Annotated in this window: 17 protein-coding genes and 1 pseudogene; 5 read left to right on the forward strand and 13 right to left on the reverse strand. The window is 73.0% G+C overall.

The window, feature by feature from the left end; genetic code table 11:
* Positions 1-39 precede the first annotated feature (39 nt).
* A complete protein-coding gene (locus tag NOCJ54_RS24440) occupies positions 40-801 on the forward strand; it encodes a tyrosine-protein phosphatase (protein ID WP_051485587.1) in 762 nt (253 codons plus the stop codon).
* A gap of 15 nt (positions 802-816) precedes the next feature.
* Here the strand turns inward: NOCJ54_RS24440 and NOCJ54_RS24445 are convergent, their stop codons facing one another.
* The 9 genes from NOCJ54_RS24445 to NOCJ54_RS24450 all read right to left on the reverse strand — a co-directional run bounded on the left by NOCJ54_RS24445 (position 817) and on the right by NOCJ54_RS24450 (position 11,796).
* Complete coding sequence (locus NOCJ54_RS24445; protein WP_232221709.1) at positions 817-1,941, reverse strand: YihY/virulence factor BrkB family protein; 1,125 nt, start codon at positions 1,939-1,941, stop codon at positions 817-819.
* A gap of 286 nt (positions 1,942-2,227) precedes the next feature.
* Positions 2,228-3,397: an acyl-CoA dehydrogenase family protein gene (locus tag NOCJ54_RS0107645; protein ID WP_028655032.1), complete on the reverse strand. Its 1,170-nt coding sequence runs from the start codon at positions 3,395-3,397 to the stop codon at positions 2,228-2,230.
* On the reverse strand, positions 3,394-5,370 hold the full coding sequence (locus NOCJ54_RS0107650) for an ATP-binding protein (protein ID WP_036517226.1): 1,977 nt from the start codon (positions 5,368-5,370) through the stop codon (positions 3,394-3,396). Before NOCJ54_RS0107650 ends, NOCJ54_RS0107645 begins: the two co-directional genes overlap by 4 nt.
* A gap of 11 nt (positions 5,371-5,381) precedes the next feature.
* On the reverse strand, positions 5,382-7,001 hold the full coding sequence (locus tag NOCJ54_RS0107655; protein ID WP_028655034.1) for an acyl-CoA carboxylase subunit beta: 1,620 nt from the start codon (positions 6,999-7,001) through the stop codon (positions 5,382-5,384).
* Entirely contained in the window at positions 6,998-7,480 is a 483-nt protein-coding gene (locus NOCJ54_RS0107660; RefSeq protein WP_028655035.1) for an SRPBCC family protein, read from the reverse strand. Before NOCJ54_RS0107660 ends, NOCJ54_RS0107655 begins: the two co-directional genes overlap by 4 nt.
* A complete protein-coding gene (locus tag NOCJ54_RS0107665) occupies positions 7,480-8,631 on the reverse strand; it encodes an acyl-CoA dehydrogenase family protein (RefSeq protein WP_028655036.1) in 1,152 nt (383 codons plus the stop codon). The genes NOCJ54_RS0107660 and NOCJ54_RS0107665 overlap by 1 nt, the downstream gene beginning before the upstream one ends.
* A complete protein-coding gene (locus NOCJ54_RS0107670; RefSeq protein WP_028655037.1) occupies positions 8,628-10,361 on the reverse strand; it encodes an acyclic terpene utilization AtuA family protein in 1,734 nt (577 codons plus the stop codon). Before NOCJ54_RS0107670 ends, NOCJ54_RS0107665 begins: the two co-directional genes overlap by 4 nt.
* On the reverse strand, positions 10,358-11,152 hold the full coding sequence (locus NOCJ54_RS0107675) for a TIGR03084 family metal-binding protein (RefSeq protein ID WP_028655038.1): 795 nt from the start codon (positions 11,150-11,152) through the stop codon (positions 10,358-10,360). Before NOCJ54_RS0107675 ends, NOCJ54_RS0107670 begins: the two co-directional genes overlap by 4 nt.
* Positions 11,149-11,796 (reverse strand): TetR/AcrR family transcriptional regulator, encoded by a 648-nt coding sequence (locus NOCJ54_RS24450; RefSeq protein ID WP_051485589.1) that lies wholly within the window; start codon positions 11,794-11,796, stop codon positions 11,149-11,151. The genes NOCJ54_RS0107675 and NOCJ54_RS24450 overlap by 4 nt, the downstream gene beginning before the upstream one ends.
* Positions 11,797-11,925: 129 nt before the next feature.
* Between NOCJ54_RS24450 and NOCJ54_RS0107685 the strand changes: the two genes are divergently transcribed.
* The 3 genes and pseudogenes from NOCJ54_RS0107685 to NOCJ54_RS0107695 all read left to right on the forward strand — a co-directional run bounded on the left by NOCJ54_RS0107685 (position 11,926) and on the right by NOCJ54_RS0107695 (position 14,607).
* Positions 11,926-12,234 (forward strand): hypothetical protein, encoded by a 309-nt coding sequence (locus NOCJ54_RS0107685; protein WP_028655039.1) that lies wholly within the window; start codon positions 11,926-11,928, stop codon positions 12,232-12,234.
* A 71-nt stretch (positions 12,235-12,305) separates the two neighbouring features.
* Positions 12,306-13,040 (forward strand): annotated as a pseudogene (gene yidC, locus NOCJ54_RS30680) (membrane protein insertase YidC); the annotation flags it as partial.
* A 127-nt stretch (positions 13,041-13,167) separates the two neighbouring features.
* Complete coding sequence (locus tag NOCJ54_RS0107695) at positions 13,168-14,607, forward strand: PhoX family protein (RefSeq protein ID WP_028655041.1); 1,440 nt, start codon at positions 13,168-13,170, stop codon at positions 14,605-14,607.
* An 18-nt stretch (positions 14,608-14,625) separates the two neighbouring features.
* Here NOCJ54_RS0107695 and NOCJ54_RS0107700 read toward each other — a convergent pair whose 3' ends face one another.
* Genes NOCJ54_RS0107700 through NOCJ54_RS0107715 form a run of 4 tightly spaced genes read right to left on the reverse strand, consistent with a single transcriptional unit; the run spans position 14,626 to position 18,765 of the window.
* Positions 14,626-17,289: an FtsX-like permease family protein gene (locus NOCJ54_RS0107700; protein WP_028655042.1), complete on the reverse strand. Its 2,664-nt coding sequence runs from the start codon at positions 17,287-17,289 to the stop codon at positions 14,626-14,628.
* Complete coding sequence (locus tag NOCJ54_RS0107705; protein ID WP_028655043.1) at positions 17,289-18,011, reverse strand: ABC transporter ATP-binding protein; 723 nt, start codon at positions 18,009-18,011, stop codon at positions 17,289-17,291. The genes NOCJ54_RS0107700 and NOCJ54_RS0107705 overlap by 1 nt, the downstream gene beginning before the upstream one ends.
* Entirely contained in the window at positions 18,008-18,157 is a 150-nt protein-coding gene (locus NOCJ54_RS29385) for a hypothetical protein (protein ID WP_157514824.1), read from the reverse strand. Before NOCJ54_RS29385 ends, NOCJ54_RS0107705 begins: the two co-directional genes overlap by 4 nt.
* Positions 18,154-18,765 (reverse strand): PadR family transcriptional regulator, encoded by a 612-nt coding sequence (locus tag NOCJ54_RS0107715; RefSeq protein ID WP_028655044.1) that lies wholly within the window; start codon positions 18,763-18,765, stop codon positions 18,154-18,156. The genes NOCJ54_RS29385 and NOCJ54_RS0107715 overlap by 4 nt, the downstream gene beginning before the upstream one ends.
* 97 nt (positions 18,766-18,862) lie before the next feature.
* On the opposite strand from NOCJ54_RS0107715, the gene NOCJ54_RS0107720 reads away from it, so the two are divergent.
* On the forward strand, positions 18,863-19,633 hold the full coding sequence (locus NOCJ54_RS0107720; protein WP_028655045.1) for an SDR family oxidoreductase: 771 nt from the start codon (positions 18,863-18,865) through the stop codon (positions 19,631-19,633).
* Positions 19,634-19,664 lie beyond the last annotated feature (31 nt).

Genomic DNA, 19,664 nt, shown 5'->3' on the forward strand with positions numbered 1-19,664 from the left:
ACCCCGGAATGGTTGCACGCGGCCCTAGGCTTCCTTGCCGTGACCGACCACGTGGGCGAGGAGTACCTCCGGCTGGCCTCGGCCGACAACTTCCGCGACGTCGCCGGCCCCGGCTACGCGACGGCCGACGGCGGCCGCCTGCGCACGGGCGTCTTCTACCGCTCCAACGACCTGCGGCTCACCGACGAGGACCACGGCCTGCTCAGCTCGATCGGGCTGCGGACCGTGATCGACCTGCGGGCGCCGGCGGAGATCGAGCAGCACCCCGACCCGGAGGTGCCCGGCGCGGAGGCGATGCACTTCGACGCGATCGGCATCCCGATGGAGCAGGTCGCCGGCCTCGCCTCGCGCGAGGACGCTGCCGAGCTGATGGAGGAGGTCTACCGCGGTTTCGTGACCAGCCCGAAGTCGACGACCGCCTTCGGCGGCGTGCTGCGCCAGCTCGCCTCCGGCGGGCCGCAGCTCTTCCACTGCTCCGGCGGCAAGGACCGCACCGGGTGGGTGGCCGCGATGCTGCTGCACCTCGCCGGCGTCGACGACGCCACCATCGAGGCCGACTACCTGCTGACCAACGCGCTCACCGCCGCCAGCCGCGCACGCACGGAGGCCGAGATCGAGCGCCACCTCGGCCCCGACGGCGTCGCGGTCTACGAGCCCGTGCTCGTCGTCGACACGTCCTACCTGCGGGCCGCCCTGTCCGCGCTGCGCCACGAGTACGGCGACCGGGCGACGTACCTGCGCGAGGGCCTCGGCCTGGACGAGGACGTGCTCGGCACGCTGCGCCGGCACCTGCGGCACTGAGCGGACCGGCTGCCCTCAGGCGTCGGACTTGGGCGGGATGGTGAACGGCTGGGTCGGCTCGTCGACCGCCTCCGGCCGCGGCGGCATCCCCGGGAGGTGCTGCTTGATGACCTTCTCGGTGCGCGGGTCGAGCACGATGTCGTGGGTGTCGCCGTCGCGGCCCTCGAAGCGCACCGCGACGGTCTGGAAGCCCTTGTGCCGCTGCATCTGCGCGTACATCGCGTAGGCGCGCCGGTCGGCCTCGGTGAGGTCGACGGAGTCGGTGAACGGCGTGAGCAGCGCCCGCGGCCACAGCCGCCGCGCGAGCACCACGTTGACCTCGATGCCGAGCACGCCCATGATCGCGCCGATGTAGAGCAGGCCCATCAGGCCGAGGACGACGCCGAACGTCTCGGTCATGTTGTTGCGGTCGGCGCTCGCGATCACCTTGGTGACGTAGATCGTCCCGATCCACTGCAGGAACTGCCACAGCACGGCGATCGTGTAGCCGCCCGGCGCCGCGCGGATCACGTTGGCCCGGATCGCCCGCGCCGCGGCCATCCGCAGCAGCACCGTCATCGTCGCGCCGAGGATCAGCACGGTCAGCAGGCGCACGATCCAGTGGAACCACCCGTGCTCCGAGAGCTCGCCGATCACCTCGGTCTCGGTGAGCACCGCCGAGCCGACCGAGATCGTGAAGATGACCGACCCCGCGACCAGCAGGATGAACAGGCTGTTGATCCGGGTCATCACCGGGTGCGGCCGACTGTTGCGCGGCACCGCCCAGGCCGCGGCCTGCACGTTCTGCAGCGCGAGCCCGAGCCCCAGGGCGCCGTACAGCGCGGTGAGGGCACCGACGACCACACCACCGGTCGAGCCCTGGATGCCCTCCGGCCGGCCGAGCGCGTCACCGATGATCGGGAACTGGCCGAGCGCCGAGTCGAGCACCTGCTCCTGCAGCCGCGGGTTGCCCTCGAGGACGAAGCCGAGGATCGAGGTGCCGAGCAGCAGCAGGGGGAAGATCGACAGGAACGCGTAGAACGTCAGGATCGCGGCGAGGTAGTTCCCCTGGTCGTCGAAGAACTTGTAGATGACCGCGAGCGGGAAGCCGAAGACCGAGTGGCGGCGCTGGCCACGGTCCATGTCTCCGACGAGTCCCACACGACGCAACCTATGACATCGACCGCAACGACCTGTGGACGAGTGCCCGGAAACCGGTCGGGCGGGTGGGTGGCCGGCCCGCGACAGTTTCGCCGGTCGACCGGCGAAACTGTCGGACCTGACCGACAAAACTCACGCCTGACCGATGAAACTTCGTCGGTCAAGCATGAGTTTCGCCGGTCGACCGGCGAATTTGTCCCGGGCTCCCGCCCCGCCGGCCGGCGCAGTGACGCCGGCCGACGGAGCGGAGGGAGCGAGGCACGAGCGACACGCTCGCGCCATCAGCTCAGTACGACTTGGGGAGACCCAGCGAGTGCATCGCGACGAAGTTCAGGATCATCTCCCGGCTCACCGGGGCGATCCGGCCCAGGCGGGCGGCGACGAGCAGGTTGCCCAGGCCGTACTCCGCGGTCAGGCCGTTGCCGCCGTGGGTGTGCACGGCGACGTCGGTCGCGTTGCAGGCGATCTCGCCGGCGGCGTACTTGGCCATGTTGGCGTACTCGCCGGCGGTGAAGTCGTCGCCGGCGTCGTAGAGCGCGGCGGCCTTCTGCCAGAGCAGGCGGGCCTGCTCGAGCTCGATCTTCACCTTCGCCAGCGGGTGCGCGATGCCCTGGTGGGAGCCGATCGGCTGGTCCTTCCAGACCGAGCGCTCCTTGGCGTAGCCGACGGCCTTGTCGAGGGCGTAGCGGGCCAGGCCGCACGACATGGCCGCGCCCATGATGCGCTCGGGGTTGAGGCCCGCGAACAGCTGCCACAGGCCGCCGTCCTCGTCGCCGACGAGCGCGTCGGCGGGGAGCCGGACGTCGTCGAGGAAGAGCGTGAACTGCTTCTCCGGGGCGCTCCACGACATCGGGATGGGCTGCTTGGTGAAGCCCTCCGCGTCGGTCGGCACGACGAAGAGCGCCGGCTTGAGCTTGCCGGTGCTGGCGTCGGCGGTGCGCGCCACGATGAGCACGGACTGGGCCTCGTCGACACCGGAGATGAAGGTCTTCTGGCCCTTGAGCACCCAGGTGTCGCCGTCGCGCTCGGCGGTGGTGGTGATCTTGTGCGAGTTCGAGCCGGCGTCGGCCTCGGTGATGCCGAAGGCCATCAGGTGGGTGCCGTCGGCGATGCCCGGCAGCCAGCGCTTCTTCTGCTCGTCGGTGCCGCAGCGGCTGATGATCGAGCCGCAGATGGCCGGCGAGACGACCATCATGAGCAGCGGGGTGCCGGCCGCGGCCGTCTCCTCGAGCACGGCGGCAAGGTCGGCCATGCCGCCGCCACCGCCGCCGAACTCCTCGGGGATGTTGACGCCGAGGAAGCCGGCCGAGCCCATCTCGAGCCACATCTCGGTCATCTTGCCGCCCTCGCGGGCCTGCTTCTCGACGAATTCACGGCCGTACCTGGCAGCCAGCTTGGTCACCGCCTCGCGCAGCGCGACGCGCTCCTCCGGCTCGGTGAACATCGTCTCGGTCATGCTTCCTCTTCTCTTTCGTCCCCGGACTCGACCGGTTCCACGACGGCGAGCACGGTGCCCGCCTCGACCTGCTGACCGGCGCTCGCCGACAGCTCGGTGACGGTGCCCGCGTAGGGCGCCGCGATGGTGTGCTGCATCTTCATGGCCTCCATCACGAGGATGGGCTGGCCTTCCTGCACGACGTCGCCGACGGCCGCGCGGACGTCGACCACGCTGCCGGGCATCGGCGCGAGCAGGGAGCCGGCGGCGACCTGCGTCGACGGGTCGACGAAGCGCGGCACGATCCGCAAGGTGGCGCCGCCGCGCGGGCCGTCGACGAGGACGGCCTCGTCGATGACGCGTACGTCGTAGCGGCGGGTCACGCCGTCGACCTCGACGGTGACGCCGGTGGGGCTCGCCTCGAGCACGGTGACGTCGTCGCGGTCGGCGTGGCGGAAGCCCCCGCGGCCACCGAGCCAGCGCACCTCGACCTCCTCGGACCCCACGCCGAGCACGGTCGAGCGCGGGCCGGCATGGACGTTGCGGAAGCCTGCCGGGATGCGCGACTGCACGCGGGCGTGAACGCGGCGGTGCTCGGCCAGGGCGACGGCACCGACGAACGGCAGCAGGTCGTCGGCGGCAGCCGGCGCCAGCGTCTCCGGGTGCTCGGCGTAGAAGGACGTCGCGACGCCGGCGGCGTCGAGGAACGCCGGGTGCCGCAGCGAGGCGACCAGCTGGTCCCGGTTCGTGGTGAGCCCGTGGATCCGCGCCCGCTCCAGGGTGCGGGCCAGCGCACGGGCGGCCTGCTCGCGGGTCGGCGCCCAGGCGATCACCTTGGACAGCATCGCGTCGTAGAAGGTGCCGACCTCGTCGCCGGACTCGAAGCCGGTGTCGAGGCGGACCCCGTGCCGGTCGAGCGCGAACGCATCGTCGTGCTCGATGGCCAGCTCCAGCAGGCGACCGGTCTGCGGGGCGTAGTCGGCGGCCGGGTCCTCGGCGTAGAGGCGCACCTCTATCGCGTGCCCGTCCGGCTGGGGGTCGACCTCGGGGAGGTCGCGCCCCTCGGCGACCGCGACCTGCAGCTCGACCAGGTCGACGCCGTACACCTGCTCGGTGACGGGGTGCTCGACCTGGAGCCGGGTGTTCATCTCGAGGAAGAAGAACCGCTGGGTGTCGGCGTCGTAGAGGAACTCCACCGTGCCGGCGCCGCGGTAGCTGATCGCCGCGGCGGCCTTGCGCGCGGCCTCGTGCAGCGCAGCGGCGACCTCCTCGGTCAGCCCCGGTGCGGGCGCCTCCTCGACGACCTTCTGGTGGCGACGCTGCAGCGAGCAGTCGCGCTCGCCGAGCACCAGCACGCCGCCGCGGCCGTCGCCGACGACCTGCACCTCGACGTGGCGGCCGCGCTCGACGTAGGGCTCGACGAAGACGGTGCCGTCACCGAAGGCGGACTCCGCCTCGGCCGCGGCCTTCTCCACCTCGCCGGCGAGGTCGGCCAGCGACCGGACGACGCGCATGCCGCGCCCGCCGCCGCCGGCGGACGCCTTGACGAGCAGCGGGAGGTCGGCCTCGGTGGCGGTGTCCACGGTGAGGTTGCCGAGCACCGGGACGCCGGCGGCCTCCATCAGCTTCTTGGACTCGATCTTCGAGCCCATCCGGTCGATGGAGTCCGGCTCCGGGCCGATCCACGTCAGCCCGGCCTCGACGACCTGGCGGGCGAAGGCGGCGTTCTCCGACAGGAAGCCGTAGCCGGGGTGGATCGCGTCCGCGCCCGAACGGCGGGCGGCCTCGATGACGAGGTCGCCGCGCAGGTAGGTCTCGGCCGGCGTGCTCCCCGGCAGGCGTACGGCGGCGTCGGCCTCCCGCACGAACGGCAGCCCGGCGTCGGCGTCGGAGTGCACCGCCACCGTCTCGATGCCGAGCCGGCGGGCGGTGCGGAAGACGCGGCGCGCGATCTCGCCGCGGTTCGCGACGAGGATGCGGTTGATCGTGGCCATGTGTGGAGCCCTCACATCCGGAAGACGCCGAAGTTCATGGCGCCCTCGATCGGCTGGTTGTCGATGACTGACAGGCAGATCCCGAGCACGGAACGGGTGTCGCGCGGGTCGATGACCCCGTCGTCGTAGACCATCCCGGAGAGCACGTAGGGCAGCGACTGCTCCTCGATCTGGCCCTCGACCATCTCCTTGATGCCCTTGAAGCCCTCGGCGTCGAAGACCTCGCCCTTCTTCTCCGCGGACTCGCGGGCGACGATCTCGAGCACGCCGGCGAGCTGGGCGGGGCCCATCACCGAGGACTTCGCCGACGGCCAGGTGAAGAGGAAGCGGGGGTCGTAGGCGCGGCCGTTCATGCCGTAGTTGCCGGCGCCGTAGGACGCACCCATGATCACCGTCAGGTGCGGCACGGAGGAGTTGGAGACCGCGTTGATCATCATCGCGCCGTGCTTGATGATCCCGCCCTGCTCGTACTCCGCCCCGACCATGTAGCCGGTGGTGTTGTGCAGGAAGAGCAGCGGCGTGTCCTTCTGGTTCGCCAGCTGGATGAACTGCGCGGCCTTCTGCGCCTCCTCGCTCATCAGCACCCCACGGGCGTTGGCGAGGATGCCGATCGGGTGGCCGTGCAGCTTCGCCCAGCCCACGCACAGCGCGGAGCCGTAGAGCGGCTTGAACTCGTCGAAGGCCACCTCGTTGTCGGGCCCGGTGCCGTCGACGATGCGCAGGATCGCCTCACGCGGGTCGAAGGGCTCCTTCAGGTCGACCGGGATGAGGTCGAGCAGGTCCTCGGGGTCGAGGTCGGGCTCGGCGTACGTCGGCGCCGGGACCTCGCCCTTCTTGCGCCAGTTGAGCCGGGCGACGGTGCGCCGGGCCAGGCGGATCGCGTCGCGCTCGTCGACGGCCAGGAAGTCCGAGGACCCGGAGACCCGCGAGTGCATCTCGGCGCCGCCGAGCGTCTCGTCGTCGGACTCCTCGCCGGTGGCCATCTTGACCAGCGGCGGGCCGGCGAGGAAGACCTTCGCCTGCTCCTTGACCATGATCACGTAGTCGCTCATGCCGGGGATGTAGGCCCCACCGGCGGTGGAGTTGCCGAAGACGACCGAGATCGTCGGGAGCTTCTGCGCGCTGGCCCGGGTGAGGTCGCGGAAGGCGCGTCCGCCGGGGATGAAGATCTCCTTCTGCGTCGGCAGGTCGGCGCCGCCGGACTCGGTGAGGTTGATCGTCGGCAGGCCGTTCTTCTCGGCGATCTCGCCGGCCCGGAAGGACTTCTTCAGCGACCACGGGTTCAGGGCGCCGCCCTTCACGGTGGGGTCGTTGGCGATGATCATGCACTCGACGCCTTCGACGACGCCGATGCCGGTGACCAGCGAGGCGCCGACGGCGAAGTCGCTGCCCCAGCCGGCGAGCGGCATCAGCTCGAGGAAGGCCGAGCCCTCGTCGACGAGCAGCTCGATCCGCTCGCGGGCGGTCAGCTTGCCGCGCTCGCGGTGGCGGGCGACGTACTTCCCGCCGGCCTCGACGGCCCTGGCCTGCTCCTCGTGGAGGGCCGCGATCTTCTGCTCCATCGCGGCCCGGCGGGCCTGCTCGGGCGTTTGCTCGGGCGCCTGCTCCGACGCCGCGGTCTCGGCGGTCATGCCGCGCTCCCCTCCTCGAGCACCGACTTCATCCTCTCCAGGGTCGTGCGCATGCCGCGCTCGTTCGTCCGGCCGCGCAGCCGGCCCAGCACCAGCCAGTAGCCGCGGATCCACCACGACGGCGTGAGCCGGAAGTACTCGGTGACCCGGGTGCCGCCGTTCTCGGTCGCCATCCGGTAGCCCCAGGTGTTGACCGGCTTGTCGTCGAGGCCGACGCCGAACTCGAAGACCTCGTTCTGGACGCACCTCGTGACCGTGCACGGCGTCCAGTACGTCGGCCCGACGCCGTTGCGCCGCACGTGGCCCTTGAAGCGGGCACCCGCCTCCGGGCCGGTGGCGCCGTGGGTCCAGCGCGCCTCGAAGGTCTCGGGCGAGAACTCGCCGATCCGGGTGACGTCGCTGACCAGCGCCCAGACCTCCTCGACCGGCGCCTTGACGTGGACCGTGACCTCGCCGCCGAGCGGCTTCAGCAGGCCCATCAGCTGTATCCCAGCAGCCGGGCGGCGAGGTCGGTGAGGACCTCCGTGGCACCGCCGCCGATCGGGAGCAGCCGGACGTCGCGGTAGTGCCGCTCGACCTCGGACTCGCGCATGTAGCCCATCCCGCCGTGCAGCTGGACGGCCTGGTCGGCCACCCACACCGCGGTGTCGACGGCGGTCTGCTTGGCCAGGCAGGCCTCGGCGACGACGTCCTCACCGGCGACGTAGCGCCGCGCGACCTCGAGGGTGTAGCTGCGGGCGACGGCCACCTGGCGGTGCATCTCGGCCAGCTTGGCGCGCACGACCTGGTTCTTCGTCAGCGGCTTGCCGAAGGTCTCGCGGTCCCGGCAGTACTGCGCCGAGAGGTGCAGGCAGCGCATCGCGTGGCCGTAGCCCATCAGCGCCAGCCAGATCCGCTCGGTGACGAACTGCTCGGCGATGTAGTAGAAGCCGTGGTTCTCCTGGCCGACGAGGTTGCCGACCGGGACCCGCACGTCCTCGAAGGTGAGCTCACCGGTGTCGGAGGCGAGCCAGCCCATCTTGTCGAGCTTGCGGGACACGGTGAAGCCCGGTGTCCCCTTGGGCACGACGATCAGCGAGATGCCGTGGGCGCCCTCCTCGCCGGTGCGGCAGGCGGTGGTGACGAAGTCGCCGCGCACGGAGGAGGTGATGAACATCTTCGCGCCGTTGATGACCCAGTGGTCACCGTCGCGCACCGCACGCGTGGTGATGCCGGCGACGTCGGAACCGGTGCCGGGCTCGGTGATGCCGAGCGAGCCGATCATGTCGCCGGACAGCACGGGCCGCACGTAGGTGTCGACGAGCTCCGGCGACCCGTTGCGGATGATGTGCGGGATCGCGATGCCGTGGGTGAACGCACTGGCCATGGCGCCGCCCGACCAGCCGGCCTCCATGAAGCCCTCCTGCATCGCGCAGATGTCGAGCAGGTCGCCGCCGTCGCCGCCGACCTCCTCGGGCACGCCCACGGCGAGCAGGCCGGCGTGGGCGAGCTTCTTCTGCAGCTCCCGCGGCAGCTCTCCGTCGCGTTCCCACTGGTCGATGTGCGGGGTCACCTCGCGCTTGGTGAACTCGATGGCGCTGCGCTTGAGCGCGAGCTGCTCCTCGGTCCAGCCGTGGTCGAACGTGCTCACTGGATCAGGTCCTCCTGGATGTGGACGATGCGACTGCGGACCCACTCGCCCAGGCCCTTGGCCTGCGGGTCGAAGCGGGTGGACGCGGCGACGCCGTCGCCGAGCAGCCCGCGGATCACCACGTTGACCGCGCCGAGGTTCGGCAGCACGTAGACGTCGACGTCGAGGTCCTTCGCCTCGGGCACGAGCTCGCGCACCTTGCGGTCCTTGACCACCTTCGCGAGCCACTGCACGCGGGCCTCGTACTTCGGGGAGCCGTCGTTCTTCACCCACAGGCCGAGGTTCGCGTCGCCGCCCTTGTCGCCGGAGCGGGCGTGCACGAACGTGCCGAGCGGCATCCGGCGGGTGATGGTGTCCAGCGGTGCGGGGTACGGCGAGGGCCGCTTCCCCAGCTCCGGGTCCAGCTCGGCCGGGTCGACGAACTCGGTCGGGTCGGCGATCACCTCGCGGGTGCCGTCGTGGTGGACCACGGTGTGCTGCACGACGCTGCGGTCGACGTACTCCGGGCGGTAGATGCCGAAGGGTGACGGCTTCTGCGGCGGCGTGGTCATCGTGAAGCCCGGGTAGGACGCCAGGGCGAGCTCGACGGCCGGGCCGGTGAACGCCTTGCCGAGCGGGCCGGCCTCCGGGTCCTTGCCGATGCAGCGCAGGATCACCGAGGCACCTTCCTCGGTGTCGGCGTCGCCGCTGCGCGCGGGCGTCTGGGTCCAGGTGACCTCGGCGGCCGTCAGCTGCGGGTCGAGCTGGCTGCGCAGCCACTCGGCCTTCGCGTCGATGTCGAGGCCGGTGAGCACGAACTCCACCTGGTTGCGGTAGCCGCCGAGCACGTTGACCGCGACCTTGAGCTGCTCCGGGGGCGGGGCGCCGGTGACGCCGCTGATCTCCACCCGGTCCGGGCCGGCCTGGCGCAGCCGGATCGAGTCGAGGCGGGTGGTGACGTCGGGGTTGAGGTAGCGCGTGGTCTGCACCTCGTAGAGCAGCTGCGCAGTGACCGTGTCGACGGTGACGGCACCGCCGGTGCCCTCGTGCTTGGTGATGATGCTGCTGCCGTCGGCCGCGACCTCGGCGATCGGGAACCCGAGCGGCTGCACCATCGGCGCGCCGTCGCGGAACAGGTCGGTGAAGCCGGAGAAGTTGCCGCCCGTGGCCTGCGTGCCGCACTCGATGACGTGGCCGGCGACGACCGCGCCCGCGAGGGCGTCGTGGTCGATGGGCGTCCAGCCGTGGTGGGCGATCGCGGGACCGACCACGACGCTGGCGTCGGTGACCCGTCCGGTGACGACCACGTCGGCACCCCGGGTGAGGGCGGAGGCGATGCCGAAGGCGCCGAGGTAGGCGTTGGCGGTGAGCGCCCCCTCGAACAGGTTCGCGCCACGCAGGTCGTCGCCCTCGACGTGGGCGACCTTCACCTCGACCCCCAGCCGGGTGGCGAGCTCGCGGACCTTGCTGGCGAGGCCGGCCGGGTTGAGGCCGCCGGCGTTGCTGACGATCTTCACGCCCTTGTCGACCGCGGTGCCGAGGGTGGTCTCGAGCTGCTTGAGGAAGGTGCGCGCGTAGCCGAGGTCGGCGTCCCGCAGCGTGTCCATGCCCAGGATCAGCATGGTCAGCTCGGCGAGGTAGTCGCCGGTGATGATGTCGACGTCGCCGCCCTCGAGCTGCTCCTGCAGCGCCGAGAGGCGGTCGCCGTAGAAGCCGCTGCAGTTGGCGATCCGGATCGCGCCCGTCGTCATGACCGCTGCTCCCTCCCGCCGCCGGCGGGTCCGGCGAACGCCTGCGCGATGGTCAGCCAGGTCTCGGCGTCGTCGCCGACCGCGACCAGGTCGGTGTCGTTGCGGTGGATGCGCTGGGTCACCAGCTGGCAGAAGTCGTACGCCGACCCGGTCACCCGCTGCGCCGCGTCCTCCGGTCCCCAGGTCCAGGTCGCGCCACCCGGCGCGACGAGCTCGACGCGGAACTCCTCGCCCGGCGGCTGCAGGCCGTTGTTGGCGTAGGCGAAGTTCCGCGTGCGCACGCCGATGTGCGCGACGTGCCGGATCCGGTCGCTGACCTCCGGCCGCTGGCCGAGGGCGTCGTGCACGTCGAGGGAGTGGGCCCAGGTCTCCATGTAGCGCGCGGTGGCCATCGACGTCGCCGACATCGGCGGGCCGAACCACGGCATCTTCGTGCCCTCGGGCAGCGCGCGCAGGGCGGCGACCAGGCCGGCGCGGGCGGCGTCCCAGCGCGCCAGCAGCTCGGCCGGCGGAAGTGCGGCGAGCTCGTGGGCGGCGGTGTCGACGAAGCCCTCCGGGTCCGCGATCGCGCCCAGGACGACCTTGTCCCAGGTTTCCTTGCCCTCCGGCGTGTGGGCGTTCGCCGCGAGCGTGGCGGCCTCGTCCGTCCAGGCCAGGTGGGCGACCTGGGTGGCCACCGTCCAGCCCGCAGCCGGGGTGTCCCGGTCCCACGCGTCGGCCGCCACCACGGTGGCGCGCAGCTGGTCGCTCTCGGTGGTGAGGTCGGCCAGCACCTCGTCGAGGACGCTCATCGTGTCTCCTTCTCCGCGGGTCGGGGTGCGAGCCTGCGGGCCCCGAGGCCCAGGGCGGCGTCGAGGGTGCGCGCCCACTCGCTGAGGATCCGGCGGCGACGACGGGCGTCGTCACCGAGCGTGTTGGCCAGTCCCAGGCCACGCACCAGGTCGAGGGTGGCCTGGATCAGCTCCCGGACGCCGGGCTGCGACTCGTCGGCGCCGAGCAGCTCCACGGTCAGCCGGTGCGTCTCCCGCCCCACCTTCTGCTCCAGCGGCGCGACCGCCTCCTGCAGCGCCGGGTCGGTGCGCGCGGCGACCCACAGCTCGAGCGCGGCGGTGAACACCGGCGACGCGAAGTGGTCGCCCAGCATCTGCACCACGGCCTCGGTGCGGTCCGTGCCCTCCGGCAGCCGCTGCACGGCCGCCTCCAGGTCCGACCCGCGGATCTCCGTCAGGTGCGCGACCGCGGCGACGACCAGGTCGTTCTTCGTCGGGAAGTGGTGCAGCTGCGCGCCGCGGCTGACGCCGGCGCGCTCGGAGACCAGGGTGGTCGTCGTACCGCTGAAGCCGCGCTCGACGAGCAGCTCGACCGTCGCCTCCATCAGCCGGTGGCGCATGGCGCGGGTGCGCTCCTCCTGCGGCACGCGGGTGGCGGTCGACATGGCGCCAAGCATGCTCGCGAAGTAACAAACAGTCAAGCCTGACTTTAATTGCCTAATTGCGCGACCGCGACTCCGCGCCGGCCACGGCAGCAAGCTGCGTCGCTCCGCGGGATGCGTACGATCGGTGGCGTGGACAGGGACGAGCACCGGCACACGGCGCGGGTGGCCGCGGTCGTCGGCGCCCTGCTCGTCTCGCTCGTCACGACGCTCTCGACGTCGCTGCTGGCCACCGACGCCCCGCTGACCGCAGGCGTGCTCGTGCTCGCGGCGGCGGCGGTCGCCGCCCTGGTCGGGACGACCGCCGGTGGCCTGCTCGGCACGCCGCCTGCGGCGTGGCCGGGCGCCCGCCAGCCGGTGCCGGCGCTGGCGTCGCGGGTCGCGGACCCGGTCCGGCACCCCGTCCGGCCGCGCGCGCCCGGGACGGTCGCGGCCCGCTGACCTGAGCGACCCCCGAGGTCGCCAGCGGGCCAGCCGACCCCACCCGTCGACCGACCCGTCCCGGAGCCGTCATGTCCCTGCTCGACCCGTTGTCCCACGCCCTCGCGACCGTCGTCGCGACCAGCCACTCCGTCGTCACCACCCTCGGTGGCGACCCCGACGCCGCCGGCACCTGGCTGCTCGCGATCGCCGGCGTCGTCGTCCTCGTCCGCCTCGCGCTGCTGCCCCTCGTGGTCCGCGGCGTGCGCCAGGCCCACGCCACCGCCCGTGCCCGGCCGCACCTGAAACAGCTCACCGAGCAGTACCGCGAGCGCCTCGAGCGCAGGGACCCCGACGCCGTACGCGCCTTCGTGGAGGAGCGCCGGCGGGTCGGGGCCGAGCACGGGGTGTCCCGCCTCGGCTGCCTGCCGACGTTGGCGCAGGTGCCGATCTGGATGGCGCTCTACCACCTGCTCGCCCGGGTTGCCGACGGCACCGCGGTGGGCGCCCTCACGCCTGCGCTGGTCGCGTCCTTCGGCTCGGCGAGCCTGCTCGGCGTCCCCCTCGCCTCGCACGGGTACGACGGCAGCGGGCTGCACGTCGCCGTGGTCGCCGGACTCGCCGGCGCGGCCGCGGTGATCAGCTTCGTCACCCAGCGCTTCCTCGTCGCCCCCACCACCCCCACCGACGGGATGCCGGAGGCGATGCTGACCGCGCAGCGGGTCACCCCGGTGCTGTCGGCCGGTGGCCTGCTGCTCGCCGGCGGTGTCGTCCCCGTGGCCCTGCTCGCCTACTGGGTCCTCAGCGGCCTGTGGACCTGCGGCCAGGCGGCCGTGGTGTGGCGGTGGTTCCCCACGCCCGGCTCCGCTGCGGCAGCGCGCCGCGGTGGGGGTTTCACCGGATCCGTCGGATCGCACACCTGTCGCTCCCCGACGACCGGAGTTAGCGTGGCCCATGGCCATCCAACGACGTACCTTCCTGCAGTCCGTCGGCGCGGGCGTCGCCCTCGGCGGGCCGTTCGCGGGCTTCGTGAACCGGGCACCGGGGGCCGCCGCGGCACCGGCGTTCCGCGACCTCCGCCCGGTGCCCGACCTGCGCGACGGCGTGGTCCGGCTGCACCTGCCGGCGGACTTCCAGTACCGCTCCTTCCACGACACCACCACGCCGGTCGTGCTCGACGACGGCACGGTGCTGCCCGGCCGCCACGACGGCATGGGCACCTTCCCCGGCCCCGGCGGGCGCACCCGCCTGGTGCGCAACCACGAGATCAACAACCCCGCGCCGGCGTTCAGCTCCGCGGCGCCGGTCTACGACCCGATGGCCGGCGGCGGCACGACCAACGTCGAGGTCGACGGGACCGGCGTCGTCGCCGCGTCGTGGGCGAGCCTGGTCGGCACGCAGATGAACTGCTCCGGCGGGCAGATGCCGTGGGGCTCGTGGATCACCTGCGAGGAGACCGTCAACGGCCCCGACGTCGGCCCGGACTTCACGGGGGCGTCGAACGTGCCGCTCACGAAGCCGCACGGGTTCGTGTTCGAGGTGCCGGCCGACGGGACCGCCAGCGGGGAGCCGATCCGCTCGGCCGGGCGCTTCGCCCACGAGGCGGTGGCGTGGGACCCGGTCGGCGGCGCGCTCTACCTGACCGAGGACAACTTCGTGTTCCCGTCCGGCTTCTACCGCTACCTCCCGCCGTCGGACCCGATGGAGGTCGGCCGGCTGGAGGACGGCGGCCGGCTGCAGATGCTGCGGGTCGTGGGGCAGGCGCGGGCGGACCTCGGCGCCAGGCAGCGGCAGCGGGCGACGTACCGGGTCGACTGGGTCGACATCGAGGACCCCGCGCCGTCCTTCCCCTACACGCCGGGCGAGGTCGCCCCGACGAGCAACGACACGGCGATCCAGCACGTCTCCCGGCAGGGTCTCGAGCAGGGCGCTGCGCGCTTCTCCCGCCTCGAGGGCTGCGCGTACGACGACGGTGTCGTCTACTTCTGCTCGACCCAGGGCGGCGGGGTTCCCGAGGGCGGGCCGAACCCGGTCGACGACGGCTGGGGCACCGGCTTCGGCCAGATCTGGGCGTACCGGATCGCCGACCAGGTGCTGCAGCTGCTCTACCAGTCGCCCGGCCGCGACGTGCTCGACTTCCCCGACAACGTCACCACCAGCGCCCGCGGGACGCTCGTCGTCTGCGAGGACCACGACCAGGACAACTACCTGCGCGGCCTGACCCGCGGCGGCCAGATCTTCGACATCGCGCTGAACCGGATGGAGGGCCGCACCGGCGACGAGTTCGCCGGCACGACCTTCTCACCCGACCACCAGACGCTCTTCGTGAACATCCAGGCCAGCCGCGGCATGACCTTCGCGATCTGGGGGCCGTGGCACCGGATCCGCGTCTGAGGGCCGCGGCCCGACCCGTCAGTCGATGCGTGCGGTCAGCGGCAGCCGGCCGCGGGCGCACGCACCGACGGCGAGGGCGGTGAGCAGCGGCAGCCCGACGACCACCAGCCCGACCAGGGTCCACGGCACCTCGAGCAGGGTGGTGCCGGTCACCGGGTCCTTGGTGATCGGCTGGCTGATCGCCACGCCGGGGATGAAGCCGACCGGCGCCCCGAGCAGGGCACCGACGCCTCCGACCACCAGCGCGTACGACGCGGCGACGCCCCGCCTCGTGCGCGGGCGGGCCCCGACCGCCGCCATGGTGGCCAGGTCCGGCTTCGCGTCGGAGAGGGCGAGGAAGGTCGCGGTCAGCGTCCCGCCGAGCATCAGGATGCCGCCGAGGGCGGCGAGGACGGCCTGGATGATCCGCACCTCGTCGGGCGTGCGGTAGCCGCGCTCGACGTAGAAGTACGGATCACCGGGCAGCGCCGCCAGGGCCTCGGCGACGTCCTTCTCGGTCTCGTCGCTGATCGGCGCTGCCAGCAGCGTGCCGACCACGGCCGTGGGCAGCCCGAGGTCCTCGACCACCGGCGGGGAGAACACCGCGAGCACGGTCGCCGTGCCGGAGACCTCCAGGAGCACCGTCGGCGCCTCGGCGGTGGCGGCCAGCTCCGGCTCGGGGAGGTCGTCGGACCAGCGCCGCACGTCGACGGCGACCGGGTCCCCGTCGAGCTGCGGCAGCGTGTAGCTTCCCTCGCTGGCGTGCGGGTCCTGCAGCAGCACCAGGCCGCCCTCGGCCAGCACCGCGTCGGCCCGCTCCCGTGCGGCGGGAGCGATGTCGACGAAGTCGGGCACGGTCTCCCCGACGGCGTACGGCGAGCCGAGGCCGCTCCAGTAGGAGAGCCACAGCGCCTCCTCGCCCTGCCGGAACTCCAGCTCCATCTCCTCGGTGTCGGTCGACAGCCTGAGGCCGGTGATGGCCTCGACCTGGTCATCGAGGCCGGCCTTGCGCAGGACGGCGTCGACGGCAGCGGGGTCGGTGTCCGGGTTCGACAGCGACACGGAGCCGTGCCCGTCGCGCAGAAGTGGTGTGTACTCGGCCTCGTTCGCGGCCTCCTGGCTGCTGACGGCGATGCCGAGGGCGACCACGCCCGCGACGGTCGCGCCGACGGCGGCGACGGCGGGCACGGTGCGTGTGCGGTGCCGGGCCGCGTCGCGGGCGGCGAAGCGCAGCGCGAGGGGCAGCCGCGCGGCCAGCCGGGCCACGACCGCGACGACGACCGGGACGACGAGGATCATGCCGACGACCGCGACCAGCGCGGACCCGGCGATGAGGACGGCACCGACCTCCTGGCCGGCGACCGCCCCGGTGGCTGCGCCGGCGACCCCGGCGCCGAGGAGGACCACGCCCAGGATCGGCGACCTCGTCGACGGCCGGCCCTCGCCGCGGCGGCCGCCGAGGACGGCCACGACGTCCTGCCGCGAGGCGGCGAACGCCGGCACGACGGCGGCCAGCAGCGCGGACAGGAAGCCGAACACGGCCACCACGCCCAGCAGCGGCCAGGGCACCTCGAACGGACCGAACACGGTGCTGTTGAAGCGCTGGGCGACCGGCACGGCCAGGGCCCCGGCGCCGATTCCGAGCACGACGCCGACCACGCCGCCGACCAGGCCCACGACGACGCCGGACGCGAGGACGGTGCGGCGCGCCTGGCGCGGCGTTCCTCCTGCGGCGGCCACCAGGGCCAGCGCGTGCGCCTGCGCCTTGGCGCGGACAGCGAAGGCGGGGCCGGCGAGCAGCACGACCTCGAGCAGCACCATCACCACGACCAGCGCGAGCACGGTGATCGTCAGCTCGTCGGGGCCGGAGTCGAGGAGCAGCGAGGACACCGGGCTGCCGCCGGAGGTCAGCACGGAGTCGGGCGGCGGGTCCGTCAGGACGTGCCGGGACGCGACCGCGACCCCGATCCGGTTGAGCGCCACGACGTCGTCCCAGGTGACGGGGCCGCCGCCCAGCAGCCACTCGTGCTCGTGCGTCGCGGATCCGCCGAACGTGCCCGGCTGGCCGGCGGCGAACGGGTAGCCCCGGGAGACCGCGCTCTCCGCGATGCCGACGACCTCGAGCTCGACCTCCTGCTCGCCGTCCGCCGTCTTGTGGAGGACGGTGAGGGTCTCGCCCAAGCCGGGTCCGCGGTCGGCCGCGGCCCGGTTGACGACGACCTCGCCGGGCCCGGGCGGGAAGGTGCCCTCGACCGGGCGGACCAGGCCGGCGGCCAGCGGGCTGTCGAGGTCGGTGGTGAGCACCTCCATGTCCGCCACCCCGGCATCGGTGCGGAACGTGCGCGACTCGCGCAGGAGGGGTACGGCGGGACGGCCGGCGCCGGCCACGGCCAGCACCTCGTCGAGGGTGGCCGGCTTCCGGGTCCCCTCGCCCACCCAGCCCTGGGCGACGTCGGGGTCGAAGTGCTGCTCGACCATCGGGCCCTCGTGCGCCACCAGCCTCGCGTCGGCCGCGCCCATCCGTCGCTCGATGCTCTCCACGCCGGAGACGTCCTGGGTGCGCCACACCACCGCGGCCGCGGTCACGGCGACCACGGGCAGGCAGATCAGCAGCAGCATCAGTGCGGTCTGCCCCTTGCGGCGCCACGCCTCGCGTCGCGCCAGGCGCAGCGCGACCTGCCACCCGCCCCTCGTCGTACCCATCAGCGGGCCGCGGGCTCGGTGAGCAGGTCGACCGACGCCGTGCCGGTCTCGTCGACCACGACACCGTCGCGCAGGAAGACCACGCGGTCCGCCCACGCGGCGTGGCGCGCCTCGTGGGTAACCAGGACCCCGGCGGCGCCCGCGTCGCAGCGGGCACGCAGCAGCCGGAGGATCTCCTCGCCGGTCTCGGTGTCGAGGGCACCGGTCGGCTCGTCGGCGAGGATCAGCCGCCGCTCGCCGACGACCGCGCGGGCGATCGCGACGCGCTGCTGCTGGCCGCCGGACATGTCGTCGGGGAACCGGTCGGCGAGCTCGCCGATGCCGACCTCCTCCAGGGCGGCGCGCGCTTCCTGACGAGCGGTGCGGGCCGGGACGCCGTCGAGCTCGCGCGGCAGGGCGACGTTCTCCGCCGCGGTGAGCGCCGGGATGAGGTTGAAGCCCTGGAAGACGTAGCCGATCGACGTCCGGCGCATCCGGGCGCGGGCGTCGAGGCCGAGGCCGGTGAGGTCGGCGCCCTCGACGACGACCGCGCCGGAGGTCGGCTGGTCCAGGCCGCCGGCGATGGTCAGCAGGGTCGACTTGCCGGAACCGGAGGGGCCCATGACGGCCACCAGCTCGCCGGCGTACGCCGCGAACGAGATGCCGCGCAGCGCCTCCACCTGGGTGGCGCCGGTGCCGTGCACCCGACGGACGTCGGTGAGACGGAGGACGGGGTCGGTCATCGCTGGGGCTCCTTGACGGTGCGGTCGGTGCGCGTGCGGGCGGCGGTGCGCGGGTCGGGGCGGCCGCGGCGCAGCCGGTCGTGCGCGTCGGCCAGCCAGCGGCGCTCGGCCCGCGCGAGGCGGCGGGCCTGGTCGAGCGGGGTCACCGGGCGCGGCCCTCGGTGGACGGTGCCGGGGCCGCCGAGGCGTCGTCGGTCGGGCGCGGGCCGCGTCGGTCCAGCTCGACCGCGGCCCGGCGCAGCCGCGCCTCGCAGTGGTCGAGCCAGCGGATCTCCGCCTCGGCGGCGAAGACGAGCGAGTCGAGCACCAGGCTCCACGCGAGGTCGCTCGGCTCGGCCGCGGTCGCGCCGGCGGCCTGCCGCTTGAGCCGGGTGTAGTCCTGCAGCGCCTTCATCGTCGCGCCGCGCTGCTGCTGGATGACGGTGCCGACGTCGACCCCCGGCACGGTCACGGCCAGGGCCAGCTTGATCGCCAGCTCGTCGCGCGGGGGCTGGGTGCGGGCGACCGGGGTGGTGAACCAGGTCGCGACCTCGGTCCGGCCGGCGTCGGTGATCCGGTAGATCACGTGCCCCTCGGCGTCCTCCCCCTGCGCCGCCGCGAGGCCGTCGCGCTCGAGCCGGGTCAGCGTCGTGTAGACCTGCCCGACGTTCAGCGGCCAGGTCGTGCCGGTGCGCTGCTCGAACTCGGCGCGCAGCTGGTAGCCGTACATCGGCTGCTGCTCCAGCAGCGCGAGCAGTGCGTGCTTGACGGACATCGGGCCTCCCGGGCTGGTCAGGACCCGGGTGCATACCGGGTATGGACATGTATACCCGGTATGGCCGACCCTGTCGAGCGCTGCCACACTTCCCCGCATGACGAGCAGCGCGAAGACCGTCCTGATCACCGGTGCGTCCAGCGGCCTCGGCGCCGAGATGGCCCGCCAGCTCACCGCCCGCGGGTACGACGTCGGGCTGGCCGCGCGGCGTACCGAGCGGCTCGAGGAGCTCCGCGACGAGCTGCTGACCGCGCACCCGGACCGGCGGGTCGCGCTGCGGGCGCTCGACGTCACCGACCACGCGGCGGTCTTCCGGGTCTTCGGCGAGCTGCGCGAGGAGCTGGGGCGGCTGGACCGCGTGGTGGTCAACGCCGGGCTCGGCAAGGGCGCCCGGCTGGGCACCGGGCGGTTCGACGCGAACCTCGAGACCGCGATGACGAACTTCGTCGGGGCGCTGGCGCAGACCGAGGCCGCGATGGAGGTGTTCCGCGCCCAGGAGTCCGGCCACCTGGTGATGGTGTCGTCGATGTCGGCCCTGCGCGGGATGCCCGGCTCGATGACGACCTACGCGGCCACCAAGGCCGGGGTCGCGCACCTCGCCGAGGGCGTGCGCACCGACCTGCACGGCACGAGGCTGCAGGGCAAGATCAAGGTCACCGTGCTCTACCCGGGCTACATCCGCTCGGAGATGAACGACAAGGTCGAGCAGTCCACGCCGCTGATGGCCTCGACCGAGAAGGGCGTGCGGGCGATGGTCGCCGCCATCGAGAAGGAGGTCGGCGACGCCTGCGTGCCGCCGCTGCCGTGGGCCGCGCTGGCGCCGGTGATGAAGCACGCCCCGCTGGGCGTGCTCAAGAAGCTCGTCTGACGAGCCGCCGGGCTCCTTGGGCCGTGCTGGG

Source organism: Nocardioides sp. J54 (assembly GCF_000519005.1).
GTDB lineage: Bacteria > Actinomycetota > Actinomycetes > Propionibacteriales > Nocardioidaceae > Nocardioides.

Bases quoted from the DNA above. Each gene is read 5' to 3' on its own strand.
- NOCJ54_RS0107645 (WP_028655032.1), bottom strand. From the start codon at position 3,397: ATGACCGAGACGATGTTCACCGAGCCGGAGGAGCGCGTCGCGCTGCGC.
- NOCJ54_RS0107650 (WP_036517226.1), bottom strand. From the start codon at position 5,370: ATGGCCACGATCAACCGCATCCTCGTCGCGAACCGCGGCGAGATCGCG.
- NOCJ54_RS0107655 (WP_028655034.1), bottom strand. From the start codon at position 7,001: ATGACCGCCGAGACCGCGGCGTCGGAGCAGGCGCCCGAGCAAACGCCC.
- NOCJ54_RS0107660 (WP_028655035.1), bottom strand. From the start codon at position 7,480: ATGGGCCTGCTGAAGCCGCTCGGCGGCGAGGTCACGGTCCACGTCAAG.
- NOCJ54_RS0107670 (WP_028655037.1), bottom strand. From the start codon at position 10,361: ATGACGACGGGCGCGATCCGGATCGCCAACTGCAGCGGCTTCTACGGC.
- NOCJ54_RS0107675 (WP_028655038.1), bottom strand. From the start codon at position 11,152: ATGAGCGTCCTCGACGAGGTGCTGGCCGACCTCACCACCGAGAGCGAC.
- NOCJ54_RS24450 (WP_051485589.1), bottom strand. From the start codon at position 11,796: ATGTCGACCGCCACCCGCGTGCCGCAGGAGGAGCGCACCCGCGCCATG.
- NOCJ54_RS0107695 (WP_028655041.1), top strand. From the start codon at position 13,168: ATGGCCATCCAACGACGTACCTTCCTGCAGTCCGTCGGCGCGGGCGTC.
- NOCJ54_RS0107700 (WP_028655042.1), bottom strand. From the start codon at position 17,289: ATGGGTACGACGAGGGGCGGGTGGCAGGTCGCGCTGCGCCTGGCGCGA.
- NOCJ54_RS0107705 (WP_028655043.1), bottom strand. From the start codon at position 18,011: ATGACCGACCCCGTCCTCCGTCTCACCGACGTCCGTCGGGTGCACGGC.
- NOCJ54_RS0107715 (WP_028655044.1), bottom strand. From the start codon at position 18,765: ATGTCCGTCAAGCACGCACTGCTCGCGCTGCTGGAGCAGCAGCCGATG.
- NOCJ54_RS0107720 (WP_028655045.1), top strand. From the start codon at position 18,863: ATGACGAGCAGCGCGAAGACCGTCCTGATCACCGGTGCGTCCAGCGGC.